Raw genomic sequence first — 15782 nt, forward strand, 5'->3', positions numbered from 1 at the left:
TCTGCGCCGACACCCCCGAGGAACTGCTCCAGGCGATCGCGTCCGTCACCGGACCACCCCGCCCGCGTTCCCCCTGGACGCCGCCCAACTCCTCCGGGCTCCGCTGACGCCAGCCGAACCCGCAGACGACCACGAAGAGAAGCCACATCATGGCCAAGAAGACCAACCCGAGCCGACCACACCGATCAGCCCAACCAAACCGACCTCACGAATCTGCCGAACCGATCGAAGTGGACCGCTCCCTGCGCGGCCACGCCTTCCTCCCGCCGGAACCGGAGCGCGCCAGCGTTCCCGGCGAGTACGGGCAGGACGAAGTGGAGCCGGAGGAAGCGGTGGTGCACTTGCACTACTTCTCCCCCGCCGCCGACTGGTGGATCACCGAACTGTGGCAGGACAGCGAGCAGCCCGGCCGATGGTGGGCCTTCGGGTTCGCCCGCCTGCTCACCGATCCCAACGGCGGCGAGTGGGGCCGCATCGACATGACCCGCCTGGAAACCCTCCGGGTGTCCCGCCCGGGCGGTCCGGTGCGCGTCGTCGAACGTGACCTGGCCTGGCGCCCGGTCGTGGCCCGCGAGTGCGTCCCGGGCCTGCCGTAGCACCAGCTCCCCGAGGACAACGAACGCCGCAGCCCTCCCGGGCTGCGGCGTTCCGCTACGTCAGTGCTGTCCGATGTCCGGAACACCCAGAGCCGCAGAAGCAGCGCGCATATTGTCGGTCAGCACTGGGCCGAGCAGAGCCGTCCCGTAGTTGGACGACTCCCCCAAAGCATGCCACCACTCCTGATATGCCGCCTGGACCTGGGCGCACACCGCTTGGGCCTTGCCGAACTCGCGCATCGCCACCGTGGAGTTACCCGCCTCAGCGGCCTTGCGTGCGGTTTCGGTAAAGTCCTCGATCATGTCATCGGAACTCTCGATGTACCTCTGGCAATGCCACGTCCTGTCGGCACACGCCTCCAGGTAGTCCTCCTCGTCAATGCCCTCAATCGGCCTGGGAGGCATTCCGTCCGCGACCCCGCGCACTGGGATGTCTGGAAAGTCGTTGGGCAACGTGCCGTCCACGCCATCGCGCACGCGAGCCAGAGCAGCCCACTCGGCCAGCTCAGAGGCATCCATCTGCTTGGCTAGGGCCGTGTAGAGTCCGACATACTCCTCAATCGCCGGGAGGTTGCGCTCCGCCATGAGGTTGTCGAGTTCAAAGGAATAGGTGCAGGCCATATCCCAGAAGTCGACGAGCTGCTGCTCGATCGTTTCGATCTCCGTCTGGATCCGCTCCTCAAGCGCCTCCAGGCGCTTCTCAGCCCGTTCCAGTTCGCTGACCCTGCCCGCGAGTTCGGACACCAGTCCCCTTTCCATAGCCATGCTGTGAAGGACAACCCAAAGCTAGCGGGCTGCGAGGACAGGGAAGAAACCGGTTCCACGACCCGGCGTCACCCGAGGAAACCCTCCAGATCGGTCACCGCATCCCGGATCTCCTGGTCCAAGGCTTTGATCTGGCTCAGGATCTCACCGGGAGGCCGCTGTTCGACCTCCTCATAGACGATCTCCTTGTACCGGTTGAGACTGAGGTCGTAGTCCTGCGCGGCGATCTCGTCCCTGGGAACGCAGAAACTCTGCTCGGTACGTGCCCGCCCCAGTTCGCTCGCGGTCCGCTCTCGCCAGCGGGCGAGGACATCGGGAAAGTTGTTGTGCTCATGCTCCTGCGCGCTGAGGGGACCGCCTTCGGGACGCACGCCCAACCGGTCCTCCGGCAACAGGGCCCTGCGGTGGTCGTCCAGGCTCCTACCGTCCGCACGGACGTCGTAGAACCAGACGCGGTCCGTTCCCCCGCTGTCGGTACGGGTGAAGAACAGGACGGCGGTGGACACCTTGTTCTGAGGGCTGAAAAGGCCACTGGGAAGCTTGAGGACACCGTCGAGCCGATGCTCCTCCACCAGCATCCGCCGGATGTTCCTATAAACCTGCCCCCTCTGGACAGGGCCCCGTCGGGGACGAGGCCGCCGGAGTAGGACGGATTGGAGAGGATCAGCGAGTACCGGCCCGCCTCGTGCACATCCTCGGCGCTCTCCGCCAGCGAATCCCCCGAGCGGATGTCCGGGGACTCCACCTCGTGCAGCAGCATGTTCATCACGCCGATGCGGAGCATGGTCGGTTCGAAGTCGTACCCGTGGAACATGGCGCCGTCGAAGTGCCGCCTATCGTCGACGCTCACCAGAGCATCGGAGTACTCCCGCGACACGTAGGCGGCCGACTCCGCCAAGAAACCCGCAGTTCCGCAGACGGGATCGCAGAACACATCCTGAGGACCAGGAGCCATGAGTTCGACGATGAGTCGGATGAGATGGCGTGGGAAACTGTCCCTTCTGCCACGACTTCCCGACCTTGCCGATCATGTACTCATAGAGCGCTCCCCGCACGGCCTTGTCGTTCAACGGCAGGGAGTTCACCATCTGCACCGCACGGTCCAACAGTCCGGGGCTGGGCACCGTGAAACGGGCATCCCGTAGGTGGTGGAGGTGCGTGTCAGCACCTTCACCCAATTCCCGTAGGAAGGGGAAAACCTCGTCCCGAACGGTCGTGTGCATGGCTTCCGGGGACTCGCTCCTGAAGTGACTCCACCGCAGTCGCGACCCCGTGCCCTCGGGAAAGAGCGAGGGCTGCGCATGGCCCCATCAAGCCTGGCGGTCCCTGCGGTCCTGCATCTCGTCCAGACGGCGCAGAAACACCAGGTACGTGACCTGCTCGATCACGTCTCGGGGGTAGGCGCCCTCGGCATCGAAGGCCGCCCACAGGCGGACGACACTGTTCTTCAGTTCCGCGCTGAGCACGAGGGGACCGTACCACCCGGCACCGACGCTCTCAGGCTCGCGAAGCCCAGAGCTTCGCTTTCATGGTTTTCCCAAAGGCACCGCGTGTGTGGTCTGCTGGGAACCATGAACCACGAGAATGGCGAAAGCGCCCCGGAAGAGGCTGCTCAGGCCCTGCTCGACGCGCTCGCCGCCGCAGACATCAAGCGGCTCGTGCGAGCGTCGCGTGAGGGTGACGGGGACGAAGTGGAACAGATACGCCGAAGGTACGTGGACGGGTAGGCCGAACATGGCCACAAGCCCTACGGCGCAAGGCTTCCGTGTTAGTTTCAGGGTCCGAGGAACGTTCCTGCGAGGCCCGATCGGAGAGCCATGGAACTGGAAATGCTCGCCAAGGACGACAAGTCGGCGAACAAGGGTTGCCCCTCCGTCTACCTCAGTGACACGGGCGAGTTCGTCGTCCAGGGCGCCGGGCTCAACGATGCCGACTTCGCGAAGCTGGCCAACCCCCTGCCGGGCGAGACCGCGGTTCGTATCTCCCCCGAGATCGTCCTCGCCGCTGTCGAGCGTTACCAGCGGAGGAACGCGTGACCTCTGAGGACAGTGGATCGCGGCCCGTCAGCGAGGACGAGTTCGACCGCTTCTTCGAGGAATGCCGTTACACGGCCTTCCGTCTGGAGACCCTCCAGGTCTACGACGTCGGCTATGAGGAGGAGGCGTTTCGACGCTTCCTGGCTGGTGGAGAGGTGATCACCACCGACTCCCACGAGGAGTGGGCTCGTCTGGTTGGCAGTGGACGGCAGTTTCGCCGTGTTCACGTGATCACCGAGCCCCTCACGGACTACCTGCGGTTCGAATGCGTGTGGGGCTACCGGTCCAGCGTCAAGGCGGGCGAGGACGTCAACATCCTGCCCGTCAATGAGGGCGTCTGGCCCGAGGGCATCCCACATTCCGACTACTGGCTGTTCGACTCCGAGCAGCTGGTGCGGATGAACTACGCCCCGGACGGCACCATGCTCACTCCCGAGCTGGTGACCGATCCCGAACAGATCGTTCGGGCCAACGCGGTGCGCGACCGGGCACTGCACATGTCCATTCCGTTTTCTGAGTACGAAAAGCGCTTCGACGCTGACATGCGACCCCTGTGACAGACACCGACAACGACAAGACCACAAACACCGTGCAGGGCAACCCTGCGGCCCTGGTTCAGACCAGAGCCGTGCACGGTGACGTCCACATCGTTTCCGGGCTTACCCAGCCGCCCGCCTCCATCCCGCGCCAGCTACCACTGCCCGCCACCGGGTTCGTGGACCGCACGGCACACCTACGTCAGCTGGACGCACTGGCGCGGGAGGCCGGGACGGGTGTCCCGGTCGCCGTACTGGCCGGTCCACCGGGTGTCGGAAAAACCGCCCTCGCCGTCCACTGGGCACACCAGGCACGTGATCGCTTTCCTGACGGCGATCTCTACGCCAACGTCCACGGGCATGTACCCGGCCCCCGCGCGGAAGCCGCCCAGGTCCTCGACGCGATCCTGCGGGCACTCGGTGTCCCTCCCGACCGCATCCCCTTGGATGTGTACGGCCGCTCGGCTCTCTATCGTTCAGAGATCAACGACAAACGCCTCCTGGTCGTCATCGACGACGTGCTCGACGCGGCACAGGTTCGGCCGCTGCTGCCCGCCTCGCCCGGCTGCATGGTCGTGGTGACCAGTCGGAGCACGCTGCCCGGGCTCGTCGCACGCGAGGGTGCACAGAGGTTTCCGCTGGACGTCCTACCGATCGAGGACTCCGTGAGCCTGCTGCGAAGCACGGTCGGAGCGCGGGTGGACTCCGAACCGCGGGCGGCACACGAACTGGCCGAGCACTGCGCCCGCCTTCCTCTGGCGCTCCGGGTGGTCGCCGAGCGGCTCCTGGACCGGTCGGACGCGGCGCTGAGCGATCTGGTGGCCGAACTGGCCACCGAGGAATCCCGTCTGGACGCTCTTGCCGAGGAGGACGAGTTGAGTGATCTGCGCGCTGTGATGACGGCGTCCTATCAGGACCTGCACACCGACACCGCACGCTTCTTCCGGCTCCTGGGCCTCCATCCGGGTCCGGAGTTCTCCCCGGGTGCCGCCGCCGCGCTCACCGACACCTCGTTGCCGGAGACCCGAAGGCTTCTGGATCGCCTGACCCGGGCGAACCTCGTGGAACGGCCACGCGAAGGCCGCTACCGCCTGCACGACCTGGTGCGGCTCTACGCGGTCGAACGGGTCGACGCCGAGGAGGGGAGGAAAGCGAAGAGCGAGGCCGTTGGGCGGGTGGCGCGGTGGTACACGCACGCAGCCGCGCGGGCCCAGCTCGTGGAGCACCCGAACTTCCCGGTCGTTCCCGGGGAGGAGCAGCCCCACGAGCTGCCCGAGTTCGCCTCCGTCCAGAACGCGCTTGCCTGGTTCGAGACCGAGCGCACGAACCTCCTGGCCGTGGCGCGAGCCGCCCAGGAGCGCGGCCACCACGACACCGCCTGGCGGCTGCCCGCGAGCGTCTACGGACTGTTCGAACTGCACCGGCACTGGCACGAGTGGCGCGACCTGCACGCGATCGGGCTGCGGGCGGCCGACGACGCGGATGACGCCTTCGGTTCCGCCCGCAACCACCTGGGTATGGGCGACGCCCAGTGGCTCCTGGGCGACCTCGACGCTGCCGTGCAGCACTACGGGTTCGCCCTGGCGAGCAACCGCCAGGCCGGTGACTCATGGGTGGAGGGTTTCGCGCTGCGCCAACTGGGCGTGGTGGCCTGGCAGCGCGGCGAACGCGGCGACGACACCGTCAAGCACGTGGAACGCGCCATCACGGTCTTCAAGAAGACGGGCGAACAGCGCGGCGAGGCGATGGGCCTGCTGAGCCTGGCTGACTTCGGTGCGGACCTCGGCCGTTGGGACGAAGCCCTCGACCACTGCCGAATGGCGATCACGAAGTTCGAGGCCATCGGCGACGTGTGGACCGTGGCCTGGTCCCGCTGCACCCTGGGACGGGTCCTCACCGGTTCGGGGCACGCCACCGAAGCCGTGGCGGAGTACAGGAAGGCCATCACGGTCTTCGAGGAACGCGACGACGCCGACAGCCGCGCGACGGCCCTGCTCGGCCTGGGCGGTGCCCACGCCGAACAGGGCGACGCGGCCCAGGCACGGGAAGCGCTGGGCGCGGCGCTGGATTACCTGCGCGACCACGACGATCCCCGCGCACGGGAGATCAGTCAACGCCTGGACCACATGACCGCCGACGGCTGAGCACGCCCCGGCCCTCCATCACACCACGTCAACCCGGTACGGTCGTCCTCCCCTGCTCGGATCCTGGTCGGACTCCCCGGAAGGCCTACTGAGATGACTCGCGTCCTGGACGGACTGGAGCAACGCATCGCCGCCGCGCTCCAGGTCGACGGCCGTGCCTCGTGGCGCAGGATCGCCGCGGTGCTCGCCGAACCGGAGCGCACCGTCGCCCGGCGCGGCAACCACCTGCTGGCCTCCGGGGACGTCACCGTCGCCGGGATGCTCCCCCACGCGGACTCCGTGGTGCTGCGGGTCCGCTGCGCGCCCGGTACCGCCCGCACGACCACCGAGGCGCTGGCCCAACGCGCCGACTGCAACTTCGCCTACATGACCACCGGCACCACCGACTGCGTCGCCGAGCTGATGTTCGACGCCGGGATGCTGCCCCAGGTCCTCGGTACCGAGATCCCCGCCACGGTCGGGTTGAAGGCCGCGGTGACCTATCCGGTCCTGCGGTACTTCCGTACCATCCGGGGCTGGCGCTTCGGCCCCCTGACCCCCACCCAGACCGCCGCGCTGACCTCGGAGTACTCACCCGACCACACCGAGTTCCCCGACGGCGACGAACTCACGGCCCAGGACCTGCGGATCGCCGAGGTGCTGGCGGAGAACGGCCGTGCCGGTTTCGAGGAGATCGCCCGCCGCACCGGGGTCTCCGAGACCACGGCGAGCCGCCGCACCGACTGGCTTTTTNACACGTCCACCTGCGCGCCCTGGTGGAACCCGCGCTGGTGGGACTCCCGGTGGAGGCCATGCTCTGGATCCGGGCGGCGCCGAACCGGGTGGACGGGATCGGCCGGGAGCTGGCCGGGACGCGGGAGGTCCGCTACGCCGCCGCGCTGGCGGGCGACCAGCAGATCGTGGCCAACCTGACCCTCCCGGACAGCGCCTCGCTCTACCGGTTCGTCACCGACTCGCCCTGGGCCGCCCGGGTCGAGGGCATCGAGACCACTCTGCTGCTGCACGCCCGCAAACGCGGCGGCAGGATGCTGGCCACGGGCTGAGAGCCCCGGTACCCCGCCTATCCGGCGGCCACCGTCGTCACCGGACGCACGTCCTGTCCCATGCCCGCGCCGATCTCCGGCCGCCGGTCGACGCACCGGGTGCGCTCCTCGAAGGCCTTGGCGTAGCGCAGCAGCGCCGCGTCCCGGTAGTGGTCCACGGACATCTGGAAGCCCACCGGGAGTCCGGACGGGGTGAAACCGGCGGGCATCGCCAGTACCGGCAGGCCGGTGGCGGAGAGCGCGCAGGCCGAGCTCATCCAGTCCAGGTAGGTCTCGGGTTCGACTCCGTTGATCGCGGAGGGGTAGCGCAGCCGCGCGTCGAAGGGCAGTACCTGCGCGGCCGGGCTGAGGAGGAGGTCGTAACGCGCGTGGAACTCCCGGACGGCGGCGGCCAGCCGGGTGCGCGCGGCGGTGGCGTCGATGATCCGCTGGGCGGTCAGCTCCCAACCGGACTCCACGTTCCAGACCACCTCGGGCTTGACGAGGGCGCGGTGCTCGCGCACGAGCGGGCCGAGGTTGGTGGCGAAGTCGAGGGCACGGGTGACGCGGAAGACCTCGTCGGCTCCGGTGAGGTCCGGGGCGGCCTCCTCCACGATCGCCCCGGCCTCCTCGAAGACGCGCAGCCGACTGGTCAGCACCTCCAGGACCCCGGGTTCCACGGGGATCCCGAGTCCGAGGTCGGGGCTCCAGCCGATCCGCACCCCGCGCAGGTCCCCGTGCACCGGGCCGGAGAAGTCGGCGCCCGTCAGCGGGGCCGGGGGCTGGACCCGGGCCGACGGTCCGGCGACCGCGGACATGAACAGGGCGATGTCGGACACCTCGCGGGCCATCGGGCCGGTGCGGCCGAGCCAGGCCCAGTCGTTGTCCGCCGAGGGGAAAGGGATCACACCGTGGGACGGGCGGAAGCCCACCACGTTGCAGAACGACGCCGGAATGCGCAGCGAGCCGCCCATGTCCGATCCCTCTCCCAGCGGCTGGACACCGGCGGCGACGGCCGCGGCCACCCCGCCGGAGGACCCTCCCGCGCTGAGCGCGGGGGCGTAGGGGTTCGTGGTGGTGCCGAAGACCTCGTTGAAGGTGTGCGACCCGGCTCCGAACTCGGGAACGTTCGACTTCCCCGTGGCGATGACGCCCGCGCCGCGCAACCGGGCGATGATCGGGTCGTCCTCGGGGGACACGTGGTCGGCGAGGACCCGTGAGCCGTTGGTACCGCGCATCCCGGCGACGGCGTGGGTGTCCTTGTGGGTCATCGGCAGTCCGTGCAGGGGCGGGAGTTCGGCTCCGGAGACGGTGAGCCGGTCGGCGGCGTCGGCCGCCGCGCGGGCCCGCTCCGGTTCCACGGTGACCACGGCGTTGACGGCCGGGTTCACCTCCTCGATCCGCTCCAGGTGCGCGGTGACGGCCTCCCGCGCGGAGAGTTCCCGACGGCGGATCGCGTCGACCAGTGCCGTCGCCGTCATCTGCTGGATGTCGTTCATGGACCGTTCTCCGTCTTCCTCACCGTTCCGGCCTCTCCCGGACTGCCGCGCCCAAGTCTCCGACGCGGCGGGGCGTCGCGGAACAGTGCCCGGGTGATGCAGCGCACTTTGGGGGAAACGGCCATTTTTATGTCGTTTTTTCCCAGGTATTGCCACCTGCTGCGCGCCTACCCGAGGGTGGTCGAAATCAGGGCCGGAGAGTGTCCCCCGTCACACATGAGAAGGAGCGTTCGAAGCCATGGCATCCCTGGAACAGGCGCCGCCGAGCGCCGACGGACCCACCGACATCCTGGCGGTCGCCAACTCCCCGGTGATCTGGCTGTGCGCGCTCGGCGTCTTCGCCGCCATCTTCGTCCAGAGCCTCGTCTACATGCGGGCCGCCCGCACCGCCGGGCCCGAGGTCGGGATGAGCCGGGCCGACCTCAGGAACGCCTACCGCGCCGGTGCCGTGGCCTCGATCGGCCCCTCGCTCGCCGTCGTCCTGGTGGCCGTCGCCCTGCTGGCGCTCTTCGGCACGCCCGCCGTGCTCGTGCGCGTCGGGCTGATCGGGTCGGCCAGCACCGAGGTCGCGTCGGCCGGTATCGCGACGGGCACCGTCGGAGTGACCCTGGGCGGACCCGGCTACGACCCGTCCGTCTTCGCCCTGGCCTTCATCGCCATGAGTCTGTCCGGCGGTATGTGGATGCTCGCCACCCTGCTGCTCACCCCCTGCTCAAACGCGGCGGGAAGAAGCTGGGGGCGGTGAACCCCGCCGTCATGGCGATCATCCCGTGCGCCGCCCTGTTCGGGGCGTTCAGCATGCTGGCGGTCACCGAGACGCCCAAGTCCGGCGTCCACGCGGTCACCGTCGTCGTCTCCGCCGCCGTCATGGCCGGATGCCTGTACCTCGCCAGGCTCCTCGGTGCGCGTTGGCTGAAGGAGTGGGCCCTCGGCTTCTCCATCGTCGCGGCCCTGGCGGTCGCCTACCTGCTCCACGCAGCGTGAACCCCGGGAACGGAGAAGGAGAGAGTATGAGCGCGGACACCCCTCGGCGGGCCGAGGCCGAAATGGCGAGATTCGAGAACACGACGTCCCGGTGGGGCCGGTTGACCATGCTCGTCGGCCTGACCCTCTCCCTGGCCGGACCCGCCTACCTGGTCGTGTTCGGCGGACTCGACCTCGACGCGGCCCGGATCTGGGTGGCGTTCATCGCCGTCGCCGCCACGTTCGGCGTGTTCTGGGTCCTGGAACCGCTGACCTACTTCCCCGTCCTCGGACCGGCCGCGATGTACCAGGCCTTCATGGTCGGCAACATCTCCAACAAACTGCTGCCCGCGGCGGTCGTCGCCCAGGCCAGCGTGAACGCCGGACCGGGGACGCGCCGAGGCGACCTGACCGCGGTTCTGGCCATCTGCGGCGCCGCGACCGTGCACCTGACCTCCCTCCTGCTCGGCGTGGGGCTGCTGGGCACCTGGTTGGTCTCCGCGCTGCCGCCCGCGCTGATCGAGGTGGCCCGGCTGTACATCCTCCCCGCCGTCATGGGGGCGGTGCTGGTGCAGTGCTTCGTCACCATGCGCCAGCCCCGGACCGCCGCCATCGCCGTCGCGACCGCGTTGGGGATCCAGTTCGCGTTGGTTCCCACCGTCCCGGGACTGGCCCCGTTCTCCACCGCCCTGTGCGTGGTGGTGACGATGGTCCTGGCCTGGTTCCTGCGGGGCCGCCGTGTCGTCCACGAGGTCCCGGGGCAGGACGAGGCCACCGCCCCCGCCTCCCCCGCGGAGCCCCACGGCTCCCGGGACACCACTCCCTCGAAGGAAGGCCGCTGAATGACCACCCCACCCGAGACCGCTCCCGGCTCCCTCATGGCCGGTCTGGACACCGAACGCATGCACCGGATCTACCGGCACCTGCACGCCCACCCCGAACTGTCCATGCGCGAACACGCCACCGCCGACTTCGTCGCCGCCGAACTGGACGACCTCGGCGTCGAACACTTCCGCTGCGGAGGCACCGGGGTGGTCGGCGTCGTCCGCAACGGCGAGGGCCCGGTGGTGGCCTTCCGCGCCGACACCGACGGGCTGCCCATCGCCGAGGACACCGGACTGGACTACGCCAGCACGGCCACCGGCACCCTCTCCGACGGCACCGTGGTGCCCGTGATGCACGGCTGCGGGCACGACACCCACGTCACGTCCCTGCTCACGGCCGCACGAGTGCTGCTGGCGCGTACCGACGCGTGGAGCGGGACGCTGGTCCTGGTGTTCCAGCCGGGGGAGGAGACCGCGGAGGGCGCGCGGGCGATGGTCGACGACGGCCTGTGGGAGCGCGCGCCGCGCCCCGACGTCGTCCTGGGCCAACACGTGATGCCGTTGCGGGCGGGAACGGTGACGCTCAGCCACGGCACCGCGATGGCCATGGCCGACGCGCTGCGGGTGACCCTGTACGGCAGGCAGTCCCACGGTTCACAGCCCCAGTCATCGATCGACCCGATCGTGCTCGGCGCGCACGTGGTCGCCCGGTTGCAGACGATCGCCTCCCGCGAGCTGGACCCGCGTTCCCCCGCCGTGGTCACCGTCGGGACCTTCCACGCCGGGTTGAAGGAGAACATCATCCCGGACCGGGCGGAGTTCACCCTGAACATCCGTACGTTCGAGCAGCCGGTGCGCGACCGGGTGCTCGCCGCGGTGCGGCGGATCATCACCGGCGAGGCGGCCGTCTCCGGCGCCCCGGAACCGCTGATCGAGGAGGTCTACACCTTCCCGCGCTGCCACAACGACCCGACCGCGACCGCGCGCGTCGAGTCGGCGCTGCGTGCCGAACTCGGGGAGGACAACGTGGTCGTCGACGCTCCGGTGATGGGCAGCGAGGACTTCGGGCACCTCGCGGAGTCCATCGGCGTGCCCTCCGTCTACTGGATGTTCGGCGGGTTCGATCCGGACGCCGGGGAGCCCCCGGTGAACCACTCCCCGTACTTCGGCCCGGTCATGGAACCGACGCTGACCACCGGGAGCCGGGCCGCGGTCACCGGGATCCTGGCCTACCTGGGAGGGGGCGCCACCGGCACCGACGAGTGAACCGGGGTGGCGCGGCGCCGACGTGTCCGGCGAGGTGGACCGCGCCGTCCCGGCCCTCCGGCGCACGGGCGGTCACCGCTCGACGTGGGCGGCGAGGTTGGCCAGGGTCGAGGTGAAGGCCGCCTCGTGGTCGGACTGGGAGATGCCCGGGGGCACGTCGGTGGCCTCGACGGTCACCAACGTGCCCTCCGGCTGCTCGGTGAGCCGCCAGGTCATCGTCATGGTCCCCGCGAATTCGGGGTCGGGAGAATCGAAGACGATCCGCTGCACGACGCGCTCACGGGGCACCAGCTCGGTGAACCCGACCTCGCTGACGTCCTCCGCCTCCGAGGTCTTGCCGTGTCCGGCCGCGGGATCGAGGTAGGTCAGCACCATGCGGAACCCGCCTCCGGGCCGCGGGTCGAAGCGGTCGATCCGGCCGCTCATCCCCTCCGGCGGCAGCCAGGCCGCGAGGGCGTCCGGCTCGGTCATCGCCGCGTAGACCGCCGCCGCGGACGCCCGAACGGTCCTGCTTCCCCGGTCGACGCGCTGTTCCGCCTGGCCCATGGCCGTCACCCTTCCCCGAACGTGTCCAACGTGTGCGAATTCGGTGCCGTGACCGAAGACGCCCACCGCTCCGCCGCCACACAGGATCAGCGCGGGTCGGACCCCTCGTGTTCACCCATGCGACGGTTGTGTCCAGCACGCTAACGGACACCGCCGACGGACGGCGGGCACGCGGACCGGCCCGGTGCCGTCCGGCGTGGTGGGGGCGGGCCCTCGGCGGGACGTCCGTCACGTGCGCGGGCCCGGTCACTAACGGGGACGGCGGCCCTGGACCGAGTAGAGCGCGCACGAGGAGGCGCGGAAGGAGGGGTCGGCCAGGAGCGCGCGCACGTCGGCGAGCTTCTCGTCGGTCATCCCCTCGCGCACGAACGCGTCGCGCAGGTGGCGGGTGTGGTGCGCGATCAGGTGCACGCCGGGGGACCGTGCCTCCCACAGCTCCAGCCGGGGCCGGGGGTCGACGTCGACCAGCCCCGCGCGGCGCATCGCCTCGGCGGCGTTGCGTCCCCACGCCGGGTCGGCACCGGCGCGGATCATCAACCGGGTCTTGGCCTCCTGGAACTCCTCGTAGAGCTTCCGGGACTCGGCGTCGGGCATGAGCAGCGCCGGACCGTAGGTGATGTCGAACTCGTCGAGCTGGAGCACCCCGCCGGGCTTGAGCGCCCGCACCAGGCGGTCCAGGACGGCGATCCGCTCCGGCAGGTGCAGCAGGACCAACCGGGAGTGGACGAGGTCGAAGGCGGCCTCGGGAAGCGGATCGCGGACGACGTCGTGCCGGAGCACCTCCACCCCCTCGGCTGCCGGGATCCGTTCGGGTTTGATGTCGGTGGCCAGCACTCTCCCGCCCGGGGCGACCCGGTCGGCCAGCCAGAGCGCGACGCTGCCGCCCCCGGCACCCACCTCCAGGCAGTTCCACCCGGGGCCGACACCCGTCTGCTCCAGGCGTTCGGTGGTCATCGGGTCGTAGGCGGCCGCCAGGAAGCGGTGCTGGTCGAAGGCGTGCTCGCTGTGGTTGTCGAAGACGTAGCGCTGGTCCTCGACGGCGGTGTCGGTCACCGGGGTCTCCTTCGGTGTCGTGTGGTCAGTGGTGCGCGCCCACGGCCTCCGCCGCGACACGGGAGAGGATGGACGCGCACACCTTCCCGGTCGGGCCGAGCGGCAGCTCGGGCAGGACGACCACGTGTTCGGGGAGTTTGCGCGTGTCCAGGCCGCGTTCGTCGCGCAGGAAGGCGATGAGCTCTCCCGGGGTGGGCACGGCGGCTCCCGCCGCCGGGGACACGCAGGCGCACACGCGCTCGCCCAGGTCGGGGTCGGGCACGGGAACGCAGTGGGCCTCCGCGAGGGAGGGGTGGGCGCCGAGCTCACGCTCCACCTCGGCCGGGAAGATGTTGACGCCGCCCCGGATCACCGTCCGGCGCAGGCGGTCCACCACGTGCAGCGCGCCGTCGGGGTCGAAGCGGCCCAGGTCCCCGGTGCGCACCCAGCCGCCCGGGGCCCGGCGCTCGGCGTCCAGGTCGGGCGCGGCGACGTGGCACAGGGGCGTCATCGGTCCCAGGGCCCAGATCTCGCCGGTCTCCCCCGCCGGGACCGGCCGTCCTCCGGGATCGCGAACGCTCAGTTCGGCCACGTCGGAGGCCGGGTACCCGGCCATGCCGGGCCTCCAGTCGCGGGGGCGGCGCGCAGTGTGGCAGTTGACCCCGTCGGTGGAGCCGTAGACGTTGACCACGGGCCTGCCGAAGCGCTCCACGCAGGCGTCGTGGACCTCCTGGTGCAGCGGTGCCCCGCTGGCCACCACCGTCCGCAGGGACGAGGTGTCCGCCCGTTCGGGCAGCGCGGCGACGCGGCGCAGCATCGTGGGCACCCCGACCAGGTGTGTGGGGCGGTGCCGCTCGACGGCCCGCAGCGCGGCGGCCGGATCGAAGCGGGACAGCACCACCAGGGTTCCGCCGTGCCGGGCCAGGGTCACCGGAACCCCGCAGGAACCGAAGGACGAGGCCAGCGAGACCAGGACCAGGTTGCGCATGGGCCCGGGTCCGGTGTGCAGCGCCGCCACGTAGTTGCCCCGGCCGCCCGCCATGGCGTTGTGCGTGTAGGCGACCATCCCGGGTTCGCCCTCGGAACCGGAGGAGACCAGGATGCGGGCCGGGGCCTCGGGGTCGGGCCGCGCCGGACGCCAGTCCCGGACCGCCCCGGGGTCGGGTCGGTCCAGGCTGGTCGCCCCGGGGCGGGCCGGGCCGAACGTCCACACCCGGGACAGGTGCGGCAGTTCCGTCCGCCGGATCCCCTCCACCCTGTCCGGGGTGGTGATGAGGGCGGCGGCGCGGGAGCGGGACAGCAGGCTGCGCACGTCGGCCTCGGAACGCCCGTCGGGCACGGGCAGGGAGACCGCGCCGACGGCGGCGACGGCGAGTTCGGCCACGGCCGCGTCCCGTCCGTTGGGCAGCAGGATCCCGACGACGTCGTGCTCTCCCGTCCCCTCGGCGGCCAGCGCGGCGGCGGCGCCGCGCACCCGGGCGTCCAGTCCGGCGTAGTCGAGGGTTCCGTGCTCGTCGATGACGGCCGCCCGGTCGGGGTGGTTTCGAGCGTGGTCGTGGAAGAGGGCGTACAGGTCCCGGTCCGGGCACCAGCCGAGGGCGGTCCACCGCGCGCGCAGCTCGGGCGGGACGAGGTCGGGCAGCGCCAGTCCGTTGGACGAGGTCCAGGTCATCGTGCCTCCGGGAGCGTGTGTGCGGCCAGGGGCGCGCCGACCCGCGCGGCGGCGGGCGCGAAGGACCACGGGGCCCGGACGCAGGACGCGCCGTCGACCGTGTCGAACGCGGCCGCGAACTCCGGTGCGGCGGCCATCGCCACCAGGTCCTCCGACGGGGCCGGGCCTCCCCGCTCCCCGGACGCGGTACCGCGTCCGGCGCGGCGCAGCAGCCGGGCCGCGTCCGCCAGGGCGGTCCGGGCGTGCGCCCCCGAGCCCGTGCGGACACGGGACAGCAGCGCGGCCAGAGCCCCCTCGGCGGCGAGGATCCCGCCGAGTACGTCGGTGAGGGTCAGCAGGGACGGTGAGGGGTCCTCCCCCGGTCCGGCCAGGAGACCGGCCACCCCGCCGTGCGCCTGGACCAGGTAGTCGGTGGCCAGCGCGCCGGGTTCGGGGGCCGCCTCGCCCCACCCGTCGGCGTGGACGTGGACCAGGCCCGGGGCGTCCCCGGCGAGGTCGTCGGGGCCCAGCCCGAACCGCTCGGCGCGGCCGGGCGGCCAGTTGTACAGCAGGACGTCGGCCGTGGCGGCCAACTCCCGTGCGGCGCGGCGCCCCGAGGGCGTCTTGAGGTCGGCCTCGACCGCGTCCTTGCCCCGGTTCAGGGCGAGGAACCTCGCGGAGCACTCCCCCGCCAGCGGCGGCACCCCGCGCATCGGGTCGCCGCCCGGGGGTTCGACGCGCACCACCTCGGCGCCCAGCATGGCGAGCAGCAGTCCGGCGAGCGGTCCCTGCACCCGGTTGGTGGCCTCCACCACCCGTACCCCGGCCAGGGGCGCGATGGCGCCGGGGCCCAGCGGCGGCGGTCCGGCGGCCGGGCCCCCGGTGCCGCCCGCGGGCCGCAG

Annotated in this window: 16 protein-coding genes and 3 pseudogenes; 10 read left to right on the forward strand and 9 right to left on the reverse strand. The window is 70.8% G+C overall.

Features of this window, described 5'->3' with window-relative positions:
* Positions 1-230: 230 nt before the first annotated feature.
* Complete coding sequence (locus tag D455_RS32070; RefSeq protein ID WP_017569701.1) at positions 231-596, forward strand: hypothetical protein; 366 nt, start codon at positions 231-233, stop codon at positions 594-596.
* A gap of 60 nt (positions 597-656) precedes the next feature.
* On the opposite strand, the gene D455_RS0105175 is transcribed toward D455_RS32070, so the two are convergent.
* From D455_RS0105175 to D455_RS34795, 4 genes and pseudogenes are all read right to left on the reverse strand, one after another.
* A complete protein-coding gene (locus tag D455_RS0105175) occupies positions 657-1340 on the reverse strand; it encodes a hypothetical protein (RefSeq protein ID WP_017569702.1) in 684 nt (227 codons plus the stop codon).
* A gap of 89 nt (positions 1341-1429) precedes the next feature.
* Positions 1430-1963 (reverse strand): annotated as a pseudogene (locus D455_RS34785) (N-6 DNA methylase); the annotation flags it as partial.
* Between the two features lie 95 nt (positions 1964-2058).
* Positions 2059-2316 (reverse strand): annotated as a pseudogene (locus tag D455_RS36105) (N-6 DNA methylase); the annotation flags it as partial.
* A gap of 355 nt (positions 2317-2671) precedes the next feature.
* Positions 2672-2827 carry a type I restriction-modification system subunit M N-terminal domain-containing protein gene (locus D455_RS34795; protein ID WP_017569705.1) on the reverse strand — a complete coding sequence of 52 codons (156 nt, stop codon included), beginning with the start codon at positions 2825-2827 and terminating at the stop codon, positions 2672-2674.
* A gap of 105 nt (positions 2828-2932) precedes the next feature.
* Here D455_RS34795 and D455_RS34410 point away from each other — a divergent pair, with 105 nt between their 5' ends.
* The 6 genes from D455_RS34410 to D455_RS34800 all read left to right on the forward strand — a co-directional run bounded on the left by D455_RS34410 (position 2933) and on the right by D455_RS34800 (position 7120).
* Positions 2933-3088: a hypothetical protein gene (locus D455_RS34410; protein WP_169552594.1), complete on the forward strand. Its 156-nt coding sequence runs from the start codon at positions 2933-2935 to the stop codon at positions 3086-3088.
* A 90-nt stretch (positions 3089-3178) separates the two neighbouring features.
* Complete coding sequence (locus D455_RS0105200; protein ID WP_017569707.1) at positions 3179-3397, forward strand: hypothetical protein; 219 nt, start codon at positions 3179-3181, stop codon at positions 3395-3397.
* Complete coding sequence (locus tag D455_RS0105205; RefSeq protein WP_017569708.1) at positions 3394-3954, forward strand: DUF6879 family protein; 561 nt, start codon at positions 3394-3396, stop codon at positions 3952-3954. The genes D455_RS0105200 and D455_RS0105205 overlap by 4 nt, the downstream gene beginning before the upstream one ends.
* Positions 3951-6077, forward strand: coding sequence for an ATP-binding protein (locus tag D455_RS0105210; RefSeq protein WP_017569709.1), 2127 nt, complete (start codon positions 3951-3953; stop codon positions 6075-6077). Before D455_RS0105205 ends, D455_RS0105210 begins: the two co-directional genes overlap by 4 nt.
* 93 nt (positions 6078-6170) lie before the next feature.
* Positions 6171-6989, forward strand: a complete 819-nt coding sequence (locus tag D455_RS29280; protein ID WP_206539243.1) for an AsnC family transcriptional regulator — start codon at positions 6171-6173, stop codon at positions 6987-6989.
* Entirely contained in the window at positions 6977-7120 is a 144-nt protein-coding gene (locus D455_RS34800; protein ID WP_206539244.1) for a hypothetical protein, read from the forward strand. Before D455_RS29280 ends, D455_RS34800 begins: the two co-directional genes overlap by 13 nt.
* Before the next feature lie 17 nt (positions 7121-7137).
* On the opposite strand, the gene D455_RS0105220 is transcribed toward D455_RS34800, so the two are convergent.
* On the reverse strand, positions 7138-8598 hold the full coding sequence (locus D455_RS0105220) for an amidase family protein (RefSeq protein WP_017569711.1): 1461 nt from the start codon (positions 8596-8598) through the stop codon (positions 7138-7140).
* A gap of 238 nt (positions 8599-8836) precedes the next feature.
* Here D455_RS0105220 and D455_RS29285 point away from each other — a divergent pair.
* The 3 genes and pseudogenes from D455_RS29285 (at position 8837) to D455_RS0105235 (ending at position 11651) form a co-directional block, all read left to right on the forward strand.
* Positions 8837-9582: pseudogene (locus D455_RS29285) on the forward strand (DUF5058 family protein).
* Positions 9583-9608: 26 nt separating this feature from the next.
* A complete protein-coding gene (locus tag D455_RS0105230) occupies positions 9609-10403 on the forward strand; it encodes a hypothetical protein (protein ID WP_017569712.1) in 795 nt (264 codons plus the stop codon).
* Positions 10404-11651, forward strand: coding sequence for an amidohydrolase (locus D455_RS0105235; protein WP_017569713.1), 1248 nt, complete (start codon positions 10404-10406; stop codon positions 11649-11651). It abuts the gene before it with no gap.
* 72 nt (positions 11652-11723) lie between these two features.
* On the opposite strand, the gene D455_RS0105240 is transcribed toward D455_RS0105235, so the two are convergent.
* From D455_RS0105240 to D455_RS29290, 4 genes are all read right to left on the reverse strand, one after another.
* Positions 11724-12197: an SRPBCC domain-containing protein gene (locus tag D455_RS0105240; RefSeq protein ID WP_017569714.1), complete on the reverse strand. Its 474-nt coding sequence runs from the start codon at positions 12195-12197 to the stop codon at positions 11724-11726.
* Between the two features lie 249 nt (positions 12198-12446).
* Positions 12447-13250 carry a class I SAM-dependent methyltransferase gene (locus tag D455_RS0105245; RefSeq protein WP_026122342.1) on the reverse strand — a complete coding sequence of 268 codons (804 nt, stop codon included), beginning with the start codon at positions 13248-13250 and terminating at the stop codon, positions 12447-12449.
* Positions 13251-13275: 25 nt separating this feature from the next.
* Complete coding sequence (locus D455_RS0105250) at positions 13276-14901, reverse strand: class I adenylate-forming enzyme family protein (protein ID WP_017569716.1); 1626 nt, start codon at positions 14899-14901, stop codon at positions 13276-13278.
* Positions 14898-15782: CoA transferase (locus D455_RS29290; RefSeq protein ID WP_017569717.1), on the reverse strand; the 885-nt coding region annotated here is incomplete at its 5' end. The genes D455_RS0105250 and D455_RS29290, both read right to left, overlap by 4 nt.

Origin of the sequence: Nocardiopsis halotolerans DSM 44410, from assembly GCF_000341065.1 — a bacterium.
Taxonomy (GTDB): Bacteria; Actinomycetota; Actinomycetes; order Streptosporangiales; family Streptosporangiaceae; genus Nocardiopsis; species Nocardiopsis halotolerans.